Raw genomic sequence first — 20,671 nt, 5'->3', positions numbered from 1 at the left:
CTCCTAGTAAAAACCCGCATGGCAGCGGGTTGAATTGAGAGCTTAAATGCGTTGTTCACACTTAAGCTCTATCAAGTACCGTCTTGGTACTTTATCTTACTCGTTTAAGTTACCTAGGCAACCGCCTATTATCATTTCTTTGATAATGGCAATTAACCTTGGCTTGCTTGCTTTCTGGCATGAGTAAGTTTAGACGCTAACTCATTTATATCATGTCTATCGAACATCGACTCGATATTCTCGGTGAGTTTTCTTCGCCAGTTTGGATACTCGTCAAATGTGCCCGGAATATTTACCGGCTTATCCATTTCTAACCAGTCTTCTAACTGAAGGCTTAACAGAGCACTTGAACCACCAGCCATGTGTACCTGCATACCGTTATTCAGTTCGCGGTTCATACCTGTGTAGTTCACATCGTGACCCACGTTGTCGCCAATTGAGCCGTGGCCGTGCAAAGTATCTAAAATCGCCTGTTTGTTTTCGTGACGATCCGAATAAAGCGTTTGTAGAATTTCTTCTGTTGGATATAGCCCTATCTCTTTGCCTAACTCTAAATCTAGACAGTGCCAGTAACCAATCAGCGTCGGCATATCGTGAGTAGTCAATGTTGACATAGACTGAACAGGATAATGGCTAGGTGAGAAGAAACCACCGTCTTCGGCTTGTTCGAAGAAAAATACGCGGTATGAGTACACGCCATTATCGGCAAGCTTACTGCGAATTTCTTCTGGTACAGTACCCAAGTCTTCACCAATAACCAGGCTTTGATTACGGTGACTTTCTAGCGCTAGAATACCGAGTAAATCGTCTACAGGATAATAAACATAGCCGCCATCTTTAGCGTTATCGCCTTTCACAACCCACCATAAACGCAGCAACGCCATGACGTGATCGATGCGCAGTGAACCCGACGACGCCATGTTAGACGCAAACAAGTCTATAATAGGTTGATAACCCTGTTCATACAACTTACGAGGGTCCATAGGCGGCAACCCCCAGTTCTGGCCTAGTGGGCCTAAGATATCCGGTGGAGCACCTACGCTTGCGCCCGTGCAGTATAGGTCTTTGTTACCCCAAATTTCCGCACTGCCTTCGCTCACCCCTACCGCCAAGTCGCGATAAAGCCCAATAGTCATACCCGCATCTGTAGCTTTACTACTTGCAAGTTCAAGCTGCTGCGCCGCAATCCACTGAAGGAAAAGGTAGAATTTGACATCTTGCTTGTTAGCGCTCTTAAACTTAGCTACAGCAGGGTTGTAATAATCTTTGTATTCTTGTGGAAATACCGGCCAGCCCCAGCTGTCTTTGCCTTCAGCTTTCAAGTGCGATTGCAATGCATCGTACACCGCTAACATATCTAAGCTTTCACCGCCCGCTTCTACGAAGGCTTTAAACGCTTTATTTTGCTTTGTGCTTTTACGAAGGTATTTGGTATCGTAAACCTCAAATACTGCTTTAAGCGCAGCCAATTTCACATGGGCTACCGCTTCATAGTCTACATGTTCTACGTTACGTGCATGTTCAAGCGTGGCTTTAAATTCATCAGTATTAACTACGGCTTGTACTGATGCGTCGTCGTAACCGTCAATGGCTGTCACATCGATATACAAATAATTAAGCCAGCGACGTGAGCTTGGTCCATAAGGCGAGCACGCATTGGGGTTTGCAGGGTAAAGCGCGTGAATAGGATTAAGCCCGATAAAGTCTGCGCCCACACCAGCGGCTTTTTCAATAAGCAGAGCCAAATCAGAAAAGTCACCAATTCCCCAGTTCTTTTCACTGCGTACACAGTAAAGTTGAACGCTTAAACCCCAAATCTTTTTCCCTTCTTTAATCTCGTTTGGCGTGTAGCAGGCTTCAGGTGCCACAATTAAACGAGAACGCGCAAACTCATCGTTATCTGCACTTAAGGCAACATCGTGATACCCAAGGGGCAAATCCAAAGGCAGCGTCACAACATATTCATGGAACTCCACATCATCAATATGCGCCATGGTTGTCATTTCTTGGTCAACTGGCGTAAATTGATGAGTAAGAACATCACCATTTTCACAAGTGATGGTAAGCACGTGGTCATCGTTCACCAATTCAATAGGCAAACGAACCGCTACGTTAATTTCTTGAGTGTTACGCACCACTTGAACAGGATTTAATGGCGACAACCATACCGACTTAATATCTTGTGTAATTTGTGACTGAATTTTTTCGTCACTGCTGGTGTCATAGCCAAGTGTGTTAAGCAATTTTGCTTTACTTGATTCTGCGATGGTTGCTGGCTTTCCCCATGCGTCGACGTATTGGGTTTCTATTCCCCGCATTTCAACCAGTTGTTGCAGAAGTTGTTGTGTCATGGTGTGTCATTCCTGTTATTCGGTAAAAGACGCAAAGCAAATTAAGCATAGTGCGTCTACAAACAAATTTTTAACATTATTCTAGAAACAAGGGCTTGGCGATATCTGAATACGATTGCAATAGCACTTATTCGTAATTTTGCAACACTTTGGCTTTTTATTTTGCTAATTATGGCATTTTGATCCATACTTTACGTAATTTATTTTCATTTTATTTAAATAATCGGGGTACGTTATGACAATTCGCATCGGTATCAATGGTTTTGGCCGTATTGGACGCCTAGTAATGCGCGCAGCAGCAAAGCGCAACGACATCGAAGTTGTTGCAATAAACGACTTACTAGACACGGACTACATTGCTTATCTATTGAAATACGACTCGACTCACGGTTTATTCGACGGTGAAGTTACAGTAGATAACAATAGCCTAGTTGTAAACGGCAAAACTATCCGCATTACATCTGAAAGAGATCCAGCGGCACTTAAGTGGGATGAAGTAGACGTTGACGTAGTTGTTGAATCAACAGGTTTGTTCCTGACTAAAGAAACTGCCGCGAAGCATATCGAAGCTGGCGCGAAGAAAGTTGTTATGTCTGCACCTTCTAAAGATGACACGCCTATGTTCGTTATGGGTGTTAACCAAGAAAGCTACGCTGGCGAAACTATTGTTTCAAACGCGTCTTGTACAACTAACTGTCTTGCTCCACTTGCCAAAGTGCTTAACGATAAATTTGGCATTGTAGACGGTTTGATGACAACGGTTCACGCAACAACTGCAACACAGAAAACGGTAGACGGTCCTTCAATGAAAGACTGGCGTGGTGGTCGTGGTGCTGGTCAGAACATCATTCCATCATCAACCGGTGCAGCAAAAGCAGTAGGTAAAGTTATTCCTGAGCTTAACGGCAAACTTACCGGTATGGCTTTCCGTGTACCTACGCCAAACGTTTCGGTAGTAGACCTTACTGTAAACCTAGCGAAGCCTGCTAGCTACGCAGAAATCTGTGCAGCAATGAAAGAAGCGTCAGAAGGCGAACTTAAAGGTATCATGGGTTATACAGAAGACGCTGTTGTGTCTAACGACTTTGTAGGCGACGCTCGCACGTCAGTATTTGATGCAACTGCTGGTATCGCACTTACAGATACATTCGTTAAGCTAGTATCTTGGTACGACAATGAATGGGGTTACTCAAACAAGGTTCTTGACCTTGTGGCTCACATTTCTAAGTAATTAACGGTATTAAGCTAAAATAGTTAAACTATTCACGCTAAAGTTGAGTTAATCTAAAGGTGTAAACAGGGCGTTTGCACCTTTTTTGTTTTTCGTGGTCGTAAACACGCGTAATAACGATATTCCAGCGACATACGCTTTCCCGTCGCTTACCCTTTGTTGTTTTCTTATTAGTCCAAGGAGGGCTTATGCCACCTGTGAGTTCAGTTACCGTTAGTGAGTCTAATGGACTTACCTTTTTAGACGTAGATAATGCGTTTGCCTCTGCGCGTATTAGCCTATTTGGCGGTCATATCTTGTCATATGTGCCTAAAAGCGATGGCAGAGAGCGTCTTTGGGTAAGCCCCCATGCTTACTTGAACGGAGAGCGACCTATTCGCGGTGGTATTCCGGTGTGCTGGCCTTGGTTTAGCGATGATCACGGTCGAGAAAAAGGTGCCCTCCCCGCTCACGGCTTTTTGAGAACACAAGTGTGGAAGCTGATTCATTCAGAAGATACAGAAAGCGGAACAACGATTACGCTTTCGCCAAGCTTTACCCGAGCAGAAGGGTTTGAGAATGATTGTAACGTGACCATGGTAATTACCGTTGGTGAGACGATGGACGTTGCGTTAACTACAGAAAATACGGGTGTTGTACCATTCGAATTTAACTGTGCGCTACATACATATTTCCACGTTGACCACATTCAACATACCCAAATAACTGGAATTGAAGGTCAATATAAAGACAAACTTGACGACTGGGGACTTAAGACGACACCGAGTCCTTACACCATCACAGGCGAAACGGATCGCATTCATGTTGCGCCGATTAAAACGGCAGAAATTGAAGTCGAAGGCAAAGCGTTCACGGAAGTGGTATCCGACGGCAATGACTCTTTGGTAGTGTGGAACCCGTGGTTAGGCGCCGCGTCTATTTCAGACATGGACCCATTTGGCTATAAGCATATGTTGTGCGTAGAAACATCGCTAACTCAGGGAAAGACACTGTCACCCGGTGCTAGCCACACACTGAAACAATCTATTGTTCCGAAGTAAATTATTTGAAGTGCAAGCGCAATTTCGCTGACACTTCGGAAGGTAGACAGTCGCAGTTCACGATCAAGAGATATAAAAAAACCTGCCAATGAGCAGGTTTTTTCATTTAAAGGTTCAGCAAATTACTGTTTAGCACCCGCAACAGCTTCTTTTGCTAGCTGCGTAATACGCGCCCAGTCACCTGATTCAATTGCGTCGTCAGGGGCAAGCCACGAACCACCTACACATTTAACGTTGTTAAGCGCTAAATAGTCATTGTAGTTGTTTGGACCAATGCCACCCGTTGGGCAAAACGTCACATCAGGGAAAGGACCACTGATTGACTTAATGGCTTTAACGCCACCTGAAGCCTCTGCTGGGAAGAATTTCATGTGGGTATAACCCGCATCTTTACCCTTCATCAAATCAGAAGTTGAAGAGATACCAGGGATAAGTGGAATTTCTGAATCCATACCCGCTTTTAGCAAATCAGCCGTCATACCTGGGCTAATTGCGAACTTAGCGCCAGCTTCAACTACCGCTTTAAGCTGCTGGGCGTTAGTCACGGTTCCAGCACCAATTAGCGAGTCAGGCACTTCTTGTGCAATTCGCTTAATCACGTCAATAGCAGCAGGGGTACGTAGCGTTACTTCTAGTACTTTAATACCACCTTCCATCAGCGCTTTTGCCAGAGGAACCGCTTTTTCTACGTCATTGATTACCAAAACAGGTACAACTGGACCGGCCGCAAAAATTTCCTCTGGAGAGTATTTCCATTTCGTTGTCATAATTTAGCTCGCTGTATTTTGATTCAGATATGCAGCCGCACCCAATAAACCATGATCAGGTTCTGCAATTAAATAGGTGGGAATGTCTTTCACGTAGTGCTTCATTTGCCCTTTCGCTTCAAAACGCGCTCTAAAATCGCTATTTTGAATAAATTCAGGGAAACGGTTAGCAATGCCACCACCAATGAAAATGCCGCCCGTGGTTGCCATGTTAAGTGCTAAATTACCCGCAAAGCTTCCCATAATTCGGCAGAATTGGGTAAGCGTCGCTTCAGCAATTTTACAGGTACCGTTCAGCGCAGCGTCAGTGATTTGAGCCGGCTCGGTAAATACAACTGGTGCTGATGCGTGGTTTGCTAGCGCGGTGTAAATATTATGCAGACCGCGTCCAGACATTACTTCTTCAGCAGAAGCACGTCCTAAGGTAGATTGAAGGTGACGCCATACGACAACATCGGTTTCATCTACCGGTGCAAAGTCTACATGACCACCTTCACCGTCCAGCGTCTGCCAGCCCGTTGAGGTCATTGTAATATGCTCAACACCCAATCCTGTACCAGGTCCAAAAACAGCGATATTGCCATTTTCTTTCGCAGTGCCTTCGCCAATTTGTACCACTTGCTCTTCGCCCAATACAGGCAAAGAGTGCGCTACGGCAGTGAAGTCATTGATAACGAACAACGCGTCTAGTTTAAGCTGAGAGCGAAGTGCATTTTGAGAAAATGCCCAGCTGTGATTCGTCATCTCGACTTGATCGCCCAATACTGGACATGCAATTGCAATACAACCTTGCGAAAAGCTGTATTCCGGCATGTCGCTAAAGTACTGCGCGATAGCGAGGTCGATGCTGGCGAAATCATTACACATGTATTTTTTGATGTCGGCTACACCTGACTCGGTTACCCTTGCAACACGAATATTCGTACCGCCAACATCAGCCACAAACTTCTGGCTCATTATGCTTGCTCCTGCGTGTAAAACAGTGAACATGCACCCTCTTCTGCACCCGTCAGAATAGCGCGCATACCCGCAAACATTTCACGTCCCATTCCAACGTGATGCTTAGCGAGGTTCGCTGGCGCTGCTTCACGTGCAGCCAGTGTTTCATCGTCCACATGCAGTGTTAGTGCACCAGTTTGCGTGTTTAGCTCAATAATGTCGCCCTCTTGCACTTTAGCAAGTAGACCGCCTTTATAAGCTTCTGGAGTCACGTGGATAGCTGCAGGAACTTTACCTGATGCACCAGACATACGACCGTCAGTAACTAGCGCCACTTTAAAGCCGCGATCTTGAAGCACCCCAAGAGGTGGCGTTAAGCGGTGAAGTTCTGGCATACCAATCGCTGAAGGACCTTGGAAGCGAACAACTACAATGCAGTTTTTGTCTAACTTGCCAGACTTAAACGCGTCATCGAGTTCAAACTGGTCTTCAAACACAACTGCTGGTGCTTTGATATTACAGTGAGGCGTGCGAAGTGCTGAGGTTTTAATAACGCCACGACCAAGATTGCCGTCAAGCACACTCAAACCACCATCTGGCTTAAACGGTGCGTCAACAGTTGCTAGCACTTCTTTATCAAGGGATTCCGTTGGGCCGTCTCGCCATTCTAATTCGCCGTCTTTAAGCACAGGCTCTTTAGTGTAGAAGTCTAAGCCTTCACCACAAATGGTCTTAACATCGTTATGTAGTAGACCCGCATCAAGCAACTGTCTAATTAGCAATGACATACCACCTGCTGCAACAAAGTGGTTAATGTCAGCTGAGCCATTCGGGTAAATGCGAGTAAGAAGAGGCACAGCATTAGAGATATCTGAAAAGTCGTCCCAATTTACGATGTAACCTGCAGCGCGTGCTACCGCAATAAGGTGCATGGTGTGGTTAGTAGAACCACCCGTAGCAAGAAGACCTACAAGGCCGTTCACAATGGCTTTTGCATCTACAATGTGACCAATTGGCGTATAGTTGTCGCCAAGGTCAGTTAAGCGTGTTGCTTGAACCGCAGCCGCTTTTGTTAGCGCGTCGCGCAAAGGTGTTCCCGGATTAACAAACGACGAACCCGGAAGGTGCAAGCCCATCATTTCAACCACTAGCTGATTCGAGTTTGCCGTTCCATAGAACGTACAGGTACCCGCAGAGTGGTAAGATTGAGATTCAGCTTCAAGCAACGCGTCACGCCCTACTTTACCTTCGGCAAATTCTTGACGAACACGGGCTTTTTCTTTGTTTGGAAGACCCGATGGCATTGGACCGGCTGGCACAAAAACGGTTGGCAAATGACCGAACGTTAGTGCGCCCATTAGTAGCCCAGGAACGATTTTGTCGCAGATACCTAGCATCAGTGCGCTATCGAACATGTTGTGAGAAAGCGCAATGGCAGCCCCCTGAGCAATGTTATCACGGCTCATTAGGCTTAAGTCCATGCCAGACTGGCCTTGTGTAACACCATCACACATAGCAGGTACGCCACCTGCGAACTGGGCTACGCTGCCTACTTCTTTCACTGCATCCTTAATGAGCGCAGGATACGTCTCGTAAGGCTGGTGCGCTGAAAGCATATCGTTGTACGCAGACACAATTGCCACGTTGGCTTTGGTCATTGAACGAAGATCTGATTTTTCGCTTGTTCCACATGCTGCAAAGCCGTGAGCAAGGTTACCGCATGACAACACACCACGGTGTGGTCCTTGACGTCGTGCACTCTCAATTTTTTCTAGATACGCCTTACGCGTTTCTTTACTACGCTCGATAATTCGTTGCGTAACTTCAGCAATTTTTGGATTCATGTTTGTCTCCTATGGCGCCCACATCAAAGTAACCGGCGCGCGGTTAACTACGGCGGTGATGGGCTTTTGCGCTTCGGTGGCATTTTCAATAGCGTCAAGTAAGACTTGTTTTTTCTTCTCGCCTGTTAAATGCAAAAAGATATTACGGCTATTGAGTAACGCTGGTAGCGTTAATGAAATACGTTGATGAGGTGCTGTTGTAGGTTGAACAGCGATGCAGGTTCTGCCGCTGCTCATATCTAAGCCGTCAAGTACTTGCTCAGAGCAAGGGAAAAGCGATGCAGTGTGACCATCTTCCCCCATGCCAAGAATCAATGCATCAAAAGGTTGTGACATGCTAGCCAGATTTGACTCTGCGGCATTTATGCCTTCGTTTGCATCATCAGCATCGCTTTTCAATTCGATAAAACGAGCTGCCGCGGCTTTATTTTGAATTAGATTATTTTTGACTAGGCTGGTGTTGCTGGCCTCGTGGCCCTCTTCAACCCAGCGCTCGTCGGCAAGGGTGATATCAACCTTATCCCACTCAAGTTCGGTTTCACTTAGTTGTTTAAAAAGCGCCAGCGGTGTACGACCACCACTAACGACAAGCGAAGCTCGACCGCGAGTTTTAATACCTGTTTTTAAAATGCTGACTAAGTCTTGTGCAAATGCATCAGTCAGCGCATCAGGTGTTTCAAATGATAGAGTTGTTAACGCCATATTACTTTTTCTTCCCTGTTTTGCTCTCGTACCAGCTGCGATTTTCGCGAGCAAGAAGACCTATAGAGTCTACCGGCCCCCACGTACCTGCTTGATACGGTTCTGGCGGCTCGCTCGATTGCTTCCACGCTTCAAGAATTGAGTCTACCCACGTCCAAGCTTGCTCAATTTCGTCACGACGAACGAATAGCGCCTGATTACCCAACATCACTTCAAGAAGGAGTTTTTCGTATGCGTCAGGAATACGCTCATCGGCAAACGCTTCAGAGAAACTTAGGTTTAACTTGGATTTTTGTAGATCCATAGAGCCTGAGCTGGTTAAGCCAGGCACTTTATTCATTACGGTGATTTCTACACCTTCGTCTGGCTGTAGACGAATAACGAGCTTATTGGGTGGGAGATTCTTGAAGCTGTCACCGAACAAGTTGTGTGGCTGACGCTTGAAGTAAATAACAACTTCACTCACCTTAGTTGGCATGCGCTTACCTGTGCGTAGGTAGAACGGCACACCAGCCCAACGCCAGTTGTCAATTTCCGCTTTAATAGCAACAAAGGTTTCGGTTTTACTTTGCGTATTAGCACCTTCTTCTTCAAGGTACCCAGGCACTTCTTCGCCCTTCACGAAACCAGAGGTATACTGACCGCGTACAGTGCTGTCATTAATATTAAACGAGTTAATCGGACGAAGCGCTTTAAGCACTTTCAATTTTTCGTCACGAATGCTGTCAGCGTCGAGCGTTGTCGGAGGCTCCATCGCTACCAAGCTTAGAATTTGTAGCAAGTGGTTTTGCACCATATCTCGCATTTGACCCGCGTCGTCAAAGTAACCCCAACGCCCTTCAATACCCACTGACTCTGCAACTGAGATTTGAACATGGTCAATGCAGTTGTGGTCCCAGTTAGTAGCAAAAATAGAATTGGCAAAACGCAGTGATACTAGATTTAGTACTGTCTCTTTACCAAGGTAATGGTCAATGCGGTAAATTTGCTTTTCGTCGAAGTATTCTGCAACTTGCTCATTGATCACTTTAGACGATGCCAAATCGTGACCAATTGGCTTTTCTAGCACAACGCGAACGCTTGAGTCGATAATTTTGCAGCTATGCAGGCCACGACAGATATCACCGTATATCGCCGGTGGTGTCGCTAAATAACAAACCATGGTGCGGCTTGAGTCAACGTGGTCGTCTAATACGCAATAGCTTTCAACGTCCTTCATGTCTACGCATGCATAGTGCAAACGCGCTTTCATTTTTTCCCAAGTGGCTTCACACAAGTTCTTCTCGCCAAACTTGATTAGGTTGGCATGAACTTCTTCAATATAGGCATCCAGCTCCATTTCTTGACGCGCAACACCCACAATAGTGGTGTCTGGGTGCATCAAGTTTGCTTTTTCAAGCTGATATAAAGAAGGCAACAACTTGCGTCGTGAAAGATCTCCCAGTGTACCGAAAAGTACAAAATCACAGGGTTCGTAGGAATTATCCAATACCATATTCGTCGACCTTTTAAATGTATGTGTCCGCGGCGTATTGTACAGTTATTTACAACACTAACGACTATTTTTACCGTATAGTTAACACCAAATGTAGTAAAATTACAACTTGTACCAACTATAAGATCTGAATCTTTACTGTTTCCCTCAGTTTACCCTCATTTAACCCGATTGAAATAACAAAAATTGTCAAAAAATTACATTTTTCTTGTCACAGACGTCACATTGGGTACTATTACGGGTGTACCTTACAATAAATTGTGCTAACTAATTGCTATATCTGTATGAACATTTTAGAAAAAATCACACAAAACCAAGCGGCATTCAGTAAATCTGAGAAAAAGGTAGCTGAAGTAATTCTAGCTAACCCACAAACGGCCATTCATTCGAGTATAGCAACCCTCGCTAAGATGTCGGATGTTAGTGAGCCTACCGTAAACCGTTTCTGCCGAAGACTTGATACTAAAGGCTTCCCAGACTTTAAACTGCATTTAGCGCAGAGCCTGGCTAACGGCACGCCTTATGTAAACCGCCATGTTGATGAAAACGACAGCCCAGACGAATATACCAATAAGATATTCGAATCTACCATGGCGTCCCTGGAAGTGGCGCGCCAATCTGTGGATGTGAACGTGGTAAATCGCGTTGTTGATTTACTTACACAGGCACAGAAAATTTCATTTTTCGGGTTAGGCGCTTCAGCTTCAGTGGCACACGATGCACTAAATAAGTTTTTCCGCTTCAATGTTCCAGTGGTCTACTTTGAAGATATTCTGATGCAGCGCATGAGCTGCATGAACTGTTCAGATGGCGATGTTGTTGTATTGATTAGCCATACGGGCCGAACTAAAAGCTTAGTAGAAATAGCGCAAATTGCCCGCATGAACGACGCTACTGTAGTAGGCATTACCTCAGCAGATAGCCCGCTGGCACAAGAATGCAGTTACGTGTTATCGCTGGAAGTGCCAGAAGATACTGATATGTATATGCCTATGGCCTCTCGCATCGCGCAGCTCACGCTAATTGATGTACTTGCAACCGGCTTTACACTGCGCCGCGGCAACAAGTTCAGAGAGAATCTGAAGCGAGTAAAGGATACGCTGCGTGGTTCACGTTATGAAAAGCGTGGTGAGTAATTTTCTTCCCACGTGATCAAATAAGAACCACCTACCGTAGCAATATTGGTTCAATAAATCAGCGAAAACGCCTAACTGGTCGAGCCAGTTAGGCGTTTTTGTTTATTTCATTCACATTTTTGTCAAATTCAACTATTATTCTGTAATAAAATTACGTAAAGCGATTACAGGCATACCGTATAAACGCGTAGCCTATCACTCTTTGTCTTTTCTAACTTAGAAACAGCGACGGAATCACATGACCAGAAGAACGAAAATTCTTGCCACCCTAGGACCTGCAACCGACTCACTTGAAAAGATTCAGGCACTTATTGCCGCAGGCGCAAACACTGTGCGCATGAACTTTTCACACGGACAAGCCGAAGACCACATTGAACGTGCAAAGCGCGTTCGTCAGGCAGCAAAGAACCTAGGTAAATACGTAGCGATTTTAGGTGATCTTCAGGGCCCTAAAATCCGTGTTGCTCGTTTTGCCGAAGGTGCAGTTCGTTTAGAGGTTGGCGCAAAATTCATTCTAGACGCTGAATTAGGCCGCGACGAAGGTGATATTAATCAAGTAGGTATTGATTACAAAGCGCTTCCTGATGATGTATCAGCAGGCGATATTCTGCTTCTTGATGACGGTCGTATTCAGCTTCGAGTAACTGGCGTTGAAGGCCGCAAAGTGATTACTGAAGTAACAGTAGGCGGCAAGCTTTCAAACAATAAAGGCATTAACCGTCAAGGCGGAGGTCTTTCTGCAGATGCACTTACCGAAAAAGACAAAGAAGACATTAAAACCGCCGCGAAAATTGGTGTTGATTATCTTGCAGTGTCATTTCCTCGCAGCGGCGCAGACTTGAACTACGCGCGAGAACTTGCCGAAGCAGCTGGCTGCTACGCAAAAATTTGTGCAAAGGTCGAGCGTGCTGAAACGGTGGCGTCTGACGAAGCCATGACGGATATCATCAGCGCTTCAGATGCGGTAATGGTTGCTCGTGGTGACTTGGGTGTAGAAATTGGCGATGCGGAACTTGTTGGTGTTCAAAAGAAACTGATTGCCCGTTCTCGCCAGCTCAACAAGGTTGTGATCACCGCGACGCAAATGATGGAGTCGATGATTGACAGCCCTATGCCTACACGTGCAGAAGTAATGGACGTTGCAAACGCTGTACTAGACGGCACTGACGCGGTAATGCTTTCAGCTGAAACAGCGGCGGGTAATTTCCCTATTGAAACAGTAGCAGCTATGTCTCGTGTTTGTGAAGGCGCGGAAACACATCCAAGCGTTAAAATTTCCAAGCACCGCATGGATCAGCAGTTTTCTTCTACTAGCGAGTCAATTGCTCTGTCAGCGGTTTACGCTGCGAACCACTTGCCAAGTGTTAAAGCGATTGTAGGTTTAACTGAAAGTGGAACTACACCAACGTTAATGTCTCGCATTACTACATCTCTGCCAATTATTGCGATGTCTCGTCACGAATCAACGCTTAACACAATGGCGCTTTGCCGCGGAGTTAAGCCGGTTTTCTTTGACTCTTCAAACAGTGAACCTGGCAAATTGAAGTACGATGTCATTGCATCACTTAAAGAGAAAGGATTAGTGAAAAGCGGCGACAGTATCATCCTGACTTACGGCGATGAAATGGAAAAAGTGGGCGCGACCAATACCCTTAAAATCGTAGAAGTCGAATAGCAACGAATACACTATTAAAGCGAAGCAAATGCTTCGCTTTTTTTTGCCTGTAATTTACTAAAGCAGTGGTAAGCTGACGCTTATAATAAGAACACTCATCTAAGTCAGTATCAAAATTACAAAAAACATATCCAACAAAACAACGAGAATTCGTTAACACTCCTCGGGACAACAACGACAAAAATAAGGATAGACATGCAGCTCGTTTTCAATCGCTACACACGTTTTTCAGCAATTATAACGCTCTTGGCACTTTTCACTCATAGCGTATGGGCAAATACACAGCACGTACACACCATGAAGCGTGTAGAAGTAGCTTCACAGAACGCTCCATTACAGCCAATAATGATTCAAGGCCCCATGCCCATTGAAGCCGAATACTTTGCTGCGCTTTTGGATAACACTACAACAGAGTATTCAGGTAATGCGGTATTCTATAAAGGGACACTAGACGGGTATCCCATTGTGGTAGCTAAAACCGGTAAGGGTTTAGAAAATACAGCGGCCGCCACCGCTATTGGCATAGAGAGATACCACCCTCGCCTTATCATCAATCAGGGAACATCAGGTGGCCACGATCCTTCCTTAAAAGTTGGTGATATTGTTCTTGGCGAACGCAGTATTAATGCATCCAATTTTAAAACGCCTAAGCTGGCTCAAGGAGAAGGTTCTCATCCGTTTAATTGGCTACCGATGGACCTTATGGCGTCAGAAGGCAGCGCGGGAGAAGGAAGTAGCGCTAAGGACGCAGAAAAGTTGCGTTATTATTTAGGAGACAAACAGCTCATCAACCTAGCTCTATCGCTATCCAAGCAGTACAAACGCGGCAACGTCGTTAAAGGAACGATTGGCAGCGGTAACTTTTGGAATAACGAGTTAGATCGAATAGCATGGCTCCATAAGAATATGGGAACGAGTGTGGAAGAAATGGAAACCGCTTCTGCAGCGCAGATTGCACATGCCTACCACGTTCCCTTTTTAGGTATTCGCGTATTGTCGAACAACATTACCAACCATGGTGAATATGACCCAACCACGGCCAAAGATTGTCAGGCCTTTGTTGAAAAAGTGGTAAGAGCTTATATTTCTGCGCTGTCGGAATAAATTTGGAAAACACTCAAACGAAAAACGCGCCCTACATTGTAAGAATGTAGGGCGCGTTTTCATGTATAGCCTTTGTATTAGATTGCTTGAGCGGTATAAGTTTCCGCATCTTGACTAACATCATTCGCGTATTGAGTAAGATGGTGATTTAGAATATTTTCGGCGCGCTCAACAAACTCATCACGCTTAAATTTCCAACCTCTTAAATCGGCTTGCTTAGCCTGTGCAATGTAGTGCTCTAGACGCGTTTTTCTCAATAGATGTGCCTTTTTCGACAAATCAAATTCTACCAATGAGAAGTTGCGCTGTACTTTTTGAATATCCATGTGAACGGGGCGCTGTTCGTCATCAGCTGATGCTTGGCTTACGGATAGCTTTCCTTGCCCAATTACACCGACTATAACAATGATTGCTGATACCACTAAGCCTGAATAAACCCACTTTAAAAAGTTCATGCCCCACTCCTTGAACGATTTTGCACTTGTATCGATAAGCTCGCTACAATCCACTTAATTAAAACTATTTATCACCAATGTATTGAGTCATTCGACTTTCTAAGTTTCTAGCTTTCACGTTGCAGCAGATGTTTTCTGCCTGACAATACAAACTTTCGTCTGTTCAATACATCAAGTAATTCACTCATATCTACTTAACCATATGCACCTTCCGCACCATATAGTTAATCTTTATTTTTCAGTAATTTAGACCAACCCAAAACTTATACTAAAGTTGTATAAGGTACTTTCTACACACAGCAAGATAAAATTTTCCTTTCAAATTTAATAAACTCACTCCCCTCAATACTGTACACTTATACAGTATTAAGATATACCATAACAAGCAAAGTACTGGTATGGAATCTTGTTTTTTTTTCCAGACCGTCTACCACGTACATTTGCCTAGAGAAAGTGACCATTTGCGATGCATGACAAACTCATTCAAAAACTCGAAATTCTTTCAGATGCCGCTAAGTATGACGCTTCTTGCGCAAGTGGCTCCGCCGGTAAACGAAAAGCAGGTAAAACTGACAAAACAGGAATAGGTTCGCTCACAGGAGGGTCAGGGATATGTCACAGCTTTACCCCTGATGGTCGATGCGTATCATTACTTAAGATCCTAATGACCAACTATTGCATATACGATTGCCATTACTGCATCAATAGGGTGTCTAGCAACGTTCAACGAGCGCGTTTTACCGTTAAAGAAACGGTTGATTTAACGCTTAATTTTTATAAGCGTAACTACATTGAGGGATTATTTTTAAGTTCCGGTATTGTCGGCTCTCCTGACCTGACTATGGAGAGCATGGTACGCATCGCGAAGTCTCTTCGCATTGATCACGGATTTAAAGGATACATTCATCTTAAGACCATTCCGAATGCATCTCCTGAACTACAGGCTGAAGCTGGCTTATATGCCGATAGGCTAAGTATAAACATCGAAATGCCGACACAAAATTCGTTGAACAAATACGCCCCGGAAAAAGACCTTGGTGAAATTCACGGTTCAATGAATACATTGAAAGACAAAATAAATGAACACAAAGTAGATAAAACCTACTCGGGTAAACGCCCACCTCGCTTTGCTCCTGGCGGACAGTCCACTCAGATGATCATAGGAGCCGATGACTCAAATGATAAAGTTATCCTTGGCACGAGTGTCAAACTGTATGGTCAACAAAAATTGCGGCGCGTTTACTATTCTGCATTTTCGCCCATCCCAGATGCGTCTGAAGTCTTGCCTCTTAAACCGGCGCCACTTATCCGTGAACACCGACTTTATCAGGCCGATTGGCTCCTGCGCTTTTATGGATTTGGTTTAGATGAAATCGTACACAACGACATGCTAGATATGGAGCACGACCCCAAGCTTGCGTGGGCGCTACGCAATCGCCACATATTTCCCATCGATTTAAACAAAGCTGACAAGCTACTTTTATTGCGAGTTCCTGGACTGGGAGCACGCACAGTACAAAAAATTTTGGCTATTCGACGTTACACAAAGCTTAGCTGGTTCGATCTCACAAAAATGCGTTTACCCTTACAAAAATTAAAACCGTTCATTACTGTTAGTGATTATTCCCCCGCTATACATTTGCTCGATAGCAGTAACTTTGAACAGCAATTTAAACAACCAAAACAGTTTGAATTGTTCAGCGCCTAATCTAATTGGTACCACAATGAAAAAAGTAACCATTTCATCATTGCCCGGATACGACGAATGGCGAAAAGCATCGAGAGAATGTCTAGCCCAACACATACCTCCGGAGAACGTTACATGGCAAACTTCGCAATCTAACCAAGACGACTTGTTTGCCGTGACCGATTCGGCCAACGCTATTGGTGAAAGCCAAACGAATTACAGAATTCCCAGATCAGTTTTAACGCTGTTGAAGTATGCGTTATGCCACCAAGCCCCCGATCGTTTCGCTTTATGTTACCGCGTTTTATGGCGAGTAGTTTTCGAAAACAGAAACCTTATTCACTTAAAAACTGACGAAGATGTGTTGCGTCTCAACGTGCTGGCTAAAGCAGTAAAACGCGATGCATATAAGATAAGTGCTTTTTTGAGATTTCGAGAAGTTGTACTTGACGGACAAGAGCATTTTATTGCGTGGTATGAACCAGAACACTTCAGCTTGGAATTGAAGCTCGATTTTTTTCAGACGCGTTTTAAAAATATGTGTTGGTCAATACTTACCCCTTATCGAGCTGCGCATTGGAATACTAAAACACTTGTTTTGGAAGATAATCCTGACCCAAGTATTATTCCAAATGATGACAGAATTGAAAAATACTGGCTCACGTATTATGCAAATATATTTAATCCTGCCCGCGTAAAAACAAAGGCAATGTTAAGTTCAATGCCCAAAAAATACTGGAAGAATATGCCTGAGACGTCGCTTATTAACGATATGATACGCCAATCGGATGCTAGAGCACGTAAGATGATACTAAATGGGAAAAAGTGGAGAATGGTGAATGAGTTCTCCTGACAAATATTAGCAGCTGTGCTTCCCTTGTTTTTTGCGATTTGGAAAGCTCTGTAAATCGTGACCAGAAAAAAGGGGCCGAGGCCCCTTTTTTGTGTAAAGCAACAATGATATTAGTTCATCGCAGTTTCAGTAACTACACGAAGGTTGCTTTCAACATCTTTTACGTCAGATGCATTCTTGGCAATTTCCACAGCTAGATCACGCTCAGCATCAGAATCAACGTCGCCAGTCAGTGTTACTACACCGTTTTCTACGTCAACATCGATGTCGAAACCTGAAATATCGGTATCCATAAGAAGACGGGTTTTGATTACTGTGGCGATTTTGGCGTCAGTTAACTCGCTTGTGCCTTCGTCAACAGTATCTTCCATGTCATCTGACATGTCGCCTTCCATATCTTTGTCAGAGACAACCGTTAGCTTGTTGTCTACAGACGTTACACCGTCAATATTCGCTACTAGCTCTTCCGCTAGCTTTTTATCAACAGAGTTCTCAACCTTACCAGTAAGAACGACATTACCGTTTTTAACGTCAGTGTTAATGTCGAATGAATCAAGGTTACCATTGAACAACAGCGTTGCTTCTGCTTTGCCATCAATCCATGCGTCTTTGGCACCTTTCTCCCATTTATTACTTGTGTTATCTGTGTCCATGTCACCTGCATATGCAGCTGTAGTCAAAGTTGTAGCAACAATCATAGAAATAAGTGAACGTTTCATAACATTTCTCCTTTGTCGAAACTCGTAGATAGTCATGCCAATTCCTTGCCAACAAAATAAGGCATTGTTTTATATGACAAATATTAATATCCAGGGCTAGTTAAGTAAGTTTTGTTCTGCAAACTTTGCCTTTGTTTGAGAACTTTTTACTTAATTTTGTTAATGCCCAAAACTCGTCAACTTCACTTAAGAAAAGCACCTATCAATTGTACTAGGGGATAACTTTTTGTCGTTGGCCGCCGCTAAGTTGCAGTGATACTTAGGTTAAACTTATTTCACAAAGCTGCCGTAGTTATAACGATTTGTGTCGCTTCACTGGGGCCTGTTGACCTTTGTTGTACATTTTTGCAGCGGTCTGTGTGCCATCTAGACAAGGCGAATGTTTGACGGTTTAGTGGTTCTAAATCGAGAACATTCAACGCAGTATAGATGGCACAAAGGCGCTGCCCGAAGGGGTCTAAATGGAAGCCTTTTACTCTTTGTCACAGTCCTTTAACTTAGCCCGCTAGGCTTGCAGGACTGTTTCGCGATTAAAAGGCTTCCATTTAGACCAAAATTCGTACACCAAAGGTCAACAGGCCCTAGCTATAGTCATCAATTTAGTTTTGCAGACAGAAGCAACAGGTGGAGTGTTTTTCGTTAATTAAACTCAAGGACCAACTAGACATGGATACTGCACTTACTGCTGTTTCAGTCTTATTTATAGCCGTAAGCTGGGCCCCTTTGCTTCCTTCTTCTCATTGGTTAGTAAGAGTGTGGGAATTTCCGCGACTACAAATAACAGCTATCATTTCTTTGTTAATTGCTGGGCATATTTTTGAATCAACCTATTACGCACAGATAGATAGCCTAGCAGTAATTATTGTCGCTGGATTAACAGTTAGCCTTATTTATCAGGTTATCTGGATCATTCCTTATACCCCTCTGTATAAAAGAGAAGTTAGGCACGTCGAGGTTGAGAGTGCGAGCCAAAAGCTAAGTGTTTTATCAAGCAATGTGTATATGCCTAATGACGATTTTCGCAAGCTCATTGAACATGTACGTAATAAGCAACCTGATTTTCTCGTAACGTTGGAATCTAATGAGAAGTGGCAGAAAGGCATCAGTGAAATTGAATCTGAATACCCGTATCGTAAATTTTGCCCACTCGAAAACCTCTACGGTATGCACCTTTATAGTAAGCTTCCCTTTGAAGAGGTCTCATTGCGATTTTTAATAGAAGAAGATGTGCCGTCTATGAAAGTGAAAATCAATCACCACGGACAAGATGTCACGCTATATTTTCTTCATCCAAAACCACCAAGCCCAACAGAAAACACGTATGCAAAGCCCAGAGACGTAGAACTTACTGTTGTGGGGGAAGAAATAGCTGAAACAGAGGGCCCTATTGTCGTCGCTGGCGATCTTAACGATGTAGCTTGGTCACCTACTACCAGAAAGTTCAAGAAAATAAGCGGACTTTTAGACCCACGAGAGGGGCGCGGTTTTTTCAATACATTTCACGCGAAATATCCTTTAGTGAAATGGCCGTTAGACCACGTATTTCACTCGGAACATTTTGCATTGGTCAATATAGAGAAACTTGAAAGCATAGGCTCAGACCACTACCCGCTTTATACCGAACTAGCGCTAATCACGGACAAGGAGTAATACTCAAGACTGTAAATCTAATGAGAGCTACGGTGTTTGACACACCACATGAGGCTATCACACGCCTCTTCACGCTTTTTAAAATGGGCTAGCCCTATTAGCTTGTTATCCCGAGGCCAAACCGCTTGGTTTAGCACCTCTTGATCTTCTGCCGATAGTTGTTCGCTATCTAACACAATCTCAACCGCTTTTTTGTTGGGTTTTATTAATGTGGGGTTAGCTTCTTTGACCAGAGCAGAGTTCACACAAATATACTCTCTCTTAACAGGGTCTCTCACCACGCCGATGTAGTTGTTGTCACAAATTATAGCTGGCCAGCCTTCCGTTATTCTGCTCTGTCCAAACATTACGAGTGTAAAAGCAACAAGAACGAAAAGTGTTAAACCGATAAATTGAGCGCTCAAATCTGGTGCTACGCTTACAATAACGCCGACAACAGCTGCGAAAAATATCCAGCCGCCAAATACTCTGCGCATAGCATTTGGTGAGATACCAGATATAACATCAACCACCTTTAATGATTGTTTGTCATAGTGTCGAATAAATACAGACGATTGTGATTCCACAGCCTTTGTCCACCAGAAAAAATACGAAATTCAGAAATTAATACGTTACAAGTAAGGCTGAAGATTTACCTACACTCTGAGTGAGTAAAAACCAATAATATGAGATTAGTTCTACTCGAAAGAAAACGTGTTAAGCAATATTTGTAGGAATATTTAAACTATTGAATTGTAATGTTTAACCTACTAACCAAGCATATCAAAATATGTGGGAACGGCAAAGCAATTACGCGCTAGATGCACAGTAAAACAAGACTTATGAAAAGAAGCGTCATGTTAATCTGCAAATTAGAACAAACCACCAAAAATTAACATAAAAAACTGCTGTTGGCCTCCATACATTCGTTTGTAAATTTTTCTCTCACTTTGCACCTCTTGCTTGCCTTGGCGCTCAACCATTGCTGAAAATACTCAAAAACAGAACTTGAAATTACACTTTTTATCAAAAAAATCAATGATT

Annotated in this window: 17 protein-coding genes; 8 read left to right on the top strand and 9 right to left on the bottom strand. The window is 43.9% G+C overall.

The window, feature by feature from the left end; translation table 11 throughout:
- Positions 1-152 precede the first annotated feature (152 nt).
- Positions 153-2,351, bottom strand: a complete 2,199-nt coding sequence (gene malQ, locus MHM87_RS07655; RefSeq protein ID WP_239258409.1) for a 4-alpha-glucanotransferase — start codon at positions 2,349-2,351, stop codon at positions 153-155.
- 235 nt (positions 2,352-2,586) lie between these two features.
- Between malQ and gap the strand changes: the two genes are divergently transcribed.
- Positions 2,587-3,582 carry a type I glyceraldehyde-3-phosphate dehydrogenase gene (gene gap / locus MHM87_RS07650; protein WP_239258406.1) on the top strand — a complete coding sequence of 332 codons (996 nt, stop codon included), beginning with the start codon at positions 2,587-2,589 and terminating at the stop codon, positions 3,580-3,582.
- A 188-nt stretch (positions 3,583-3,770) separates the two neighbouring features.
- A complete protein-coding gene (locus tag MHM87_RS07645; protein WP_239258404.1) occupies positions 3,771-4,622 on the top strand; it encodes a D-hexose-6-phosphate mutarotase in 852 nt (283 codons plus the stop codon).
- A 122-nt stretch (positions 4,623-4,744) separates the two neighbouring features.
- Here MHM87_RS07645 and MHM87_RS07640 read toward each other — a convergent pair whose 3' ends face one another.
- From MHM87_RS07640 to zwf, 5 genes are read right to left on the bottom strand one after another with little or no spacing between them, the layout of a single operon-like run.
- A complete protein-coding gene (locus MHM87_RS07640) occupies positions 4,745-5,389 on the bottom strand; it encodes a bifunctional 4-hydroxy-2-oxoglutarate aldolase/2-dehydro-3-deoxy-phosphogluconate aldolase (protein WP_014949849.1) in 645 nt (214 codons plus the stop codon).
- Between the two features lie 3 nt (positions 5,390-5,392).
- Positions 5,393-6,346: a glucokinase gene (locus MHM87_RS07635; protein WP_014949850.1), complete on the bottom strand. Its 954-nt coding sequence runs from the start codon at positions 6,344-6,346 to the stop codon at positions 5,393-5,395.
- A complete protein-coding gene (gene edd, locus MHM87_RS07630) occupies positions 6,346-8,172 on the bottom strand; it encodes a phosphogluconate dehydratase (protein ID WP_239258402.1) in 1,827 nt (608 codons plus the stop codon). The genes MHM87_RS07635 and edd overlap by 1 nt, the downstream gene beginning before the upstream one ends.
- Before the next feature lie 9 nt (positions 8,173-8,181).
- Positions 8,182-8,874, bottom strand: a complete 693-nt coding sequence (gene pgl / locus MHM87_RS07625) for a 6-phosphogluconolactonase (protein ID WP_239258400.1) — start codon at positions 8,872-8,874, stop codon at positions 8,182-8,184.
- Position 8,875: 1 nt separating this feature from the next.
- Positions 8,876-10,369 carry a glucose-6-phosphate dehydrogenase gene (gene zwf, locus MHM87_RS07620; protein ID WP_239258398.1) on the bottom strand — a complete coding sequence of 498 codons (1,494 nt, stop codon included), beginning with the start codon at positions 10,367-10,369 and terminating at the stop codon, positions 8,876-8,878.
- A 284-nt stretch (positions 10,370-10,653) separates the two neighbouring features.
- On the opposite strand from zwf, the gene MHM87_RS07615 reads away from it, so the two are divergent.
- From MHM87_RS07615 to MHM87_RS07605, 3 genes are all read left to right on the top strand, one after another.
- A complete protein-coding gene (locus MHM87_RS07615) occupies positions 10,654-11,505 on the top strand; it encodes a MurR/RpiR family transcriptional regulator (protein WP_014949854.1) in 852 nt (283 codons plus the stop codon).
- Between the two features lie 238 nt (positions 11,506-11,743).
- Positions 11,744-13,180, top strand: coding sequence for a pyruvate kinase (gene pyk / locus MHM87_RS07610; RefSeq protein WP_239258396.1), 1,437 nt, complete (start codon positions 11,744-11,746; stop codon positions 13,178-13,180).
- A gap of 195 nt (positions 13,181-13,375) precedes the next feature.
- Complete coding sequence (locus MHM87_RS07605; protein WP_239258394.1) at positions 13,376-14,284, top strand: 5'-methylthioadenosine/S-adenosylhomocysteine nucleosidase; 909 nt, start codon at positions 13,376-13,378, stop codon at positions 14,282-14,284.
- Positions 14,285-14,361: 77 nt separating this feature from the next.
- On the opposite strand, the gene MHM87_RS07600 is transcribed toward MHM87_RS07605, so the two are convergent.
- Complete coding sequence (locus MHM87_RS07600; RefSeq protein WP_014949857.1) at positions 14,362-14,739, bottom strand: hypothetical protein; 378 nt, start codon at positions 14,737-14,739, stop codon at positions 14,362-14,364.
- Between the two features lie 466 nt (positions 14,740-15,205).
- Here MHM87_RS07600 and MHM87_RS07595 point away from each other — a divergent pair, with 466 nt between their 5' ends.
- Together MHM87_RS07595 and MHM87_RS07590 are read left to right on the top strand one after the other, a co-directional pair.
- Positions 15,206-16,447 carry a putative DNA modification/repair radical SAM protein gene (locus MHM87_RS07595; RefSeq protein WP_014976821.1) on the top strand — a complete coding sequence of 414 codons (1,242 nt, stop codon included), beginning with the start codon at positions 15,206-15,208 and terminating at the stop codon, positions 16,445-16,447.
- A gap of 16 nt (positions 16,448-16,463) precedes the next feature.
- A complete protein-coding gene (locus MHM87_RS07590) occupies positions 16,464-17,279 on the top strand; it encodes a TIGR03915 family putative DNA repair protein (protein WP_239258392.1) in 816 nt (271 codons plus the stop codon).
- A 110-nt stretch (positions 17,280-17,389) separates the two neighbouring features.
- On the opposite strand, the gene MHM87_RS07585 is transcribed toward MHM87_RS07590, so the two are convergent.
- The gene (locus MHM87_RS07585; protein WP_239258390.1) at positions 17,390-17,998 is read right to left on the bottom strand and encodes a BON domain-containing protein; all 609 of its coding nucleotides are present in this window, start codon (positions 17,996-17,998) and stop codon (positions 17,390-17,392) included.
- 666 nt (positions 17,999-18,664) lie between these two features.
- Between MHM87_RS07585 and MHM87_RS07580 the strand changes: the two genes are divergently transcribed.
- On the top strand, positions 18,665-19,648 hold the full coding sequence (locus MHM87_RS07580) for an endonuclease/exonuclease/phosphatase family protein (protein ID WP_239258388.1): 984 nt from the start codon (positions 18,665-18,667) through the stop codon (positions 19,646-19,648).
- Positions 19,649-19,665: 17 nt separating this feature from the next.
- Here the strand turns inward: MHM87_RS07580 and MHM87_RS07575 are convergent, their stop codons facing one another.
- A complete protein-coding gene (locus tag MHM87_RS07575) occupies positions 19,666-20,214 on the bottom strand; it encodes a hypothetical protein (RefSeq protein ID WP_014949862.1) in 549 nt (182 codons plus the stop codon).
- Positions 20,215-20,671: the final 457 nt, after the last annotated feature.

The sequence above is a fragment of the Alteromonas sp. Cnat3-28 genome (assembly GCF_022348265.1).
Lineage (GTDB): Bacteria > Pseudomonadota > Gammaproteobacteria > Enterobacterales > Alteromonadaceae > Alteromonas > Alteromonas macleodii.
This window is presented reverse-complemented; position numbering and strand designations above follow the sequence as displayed.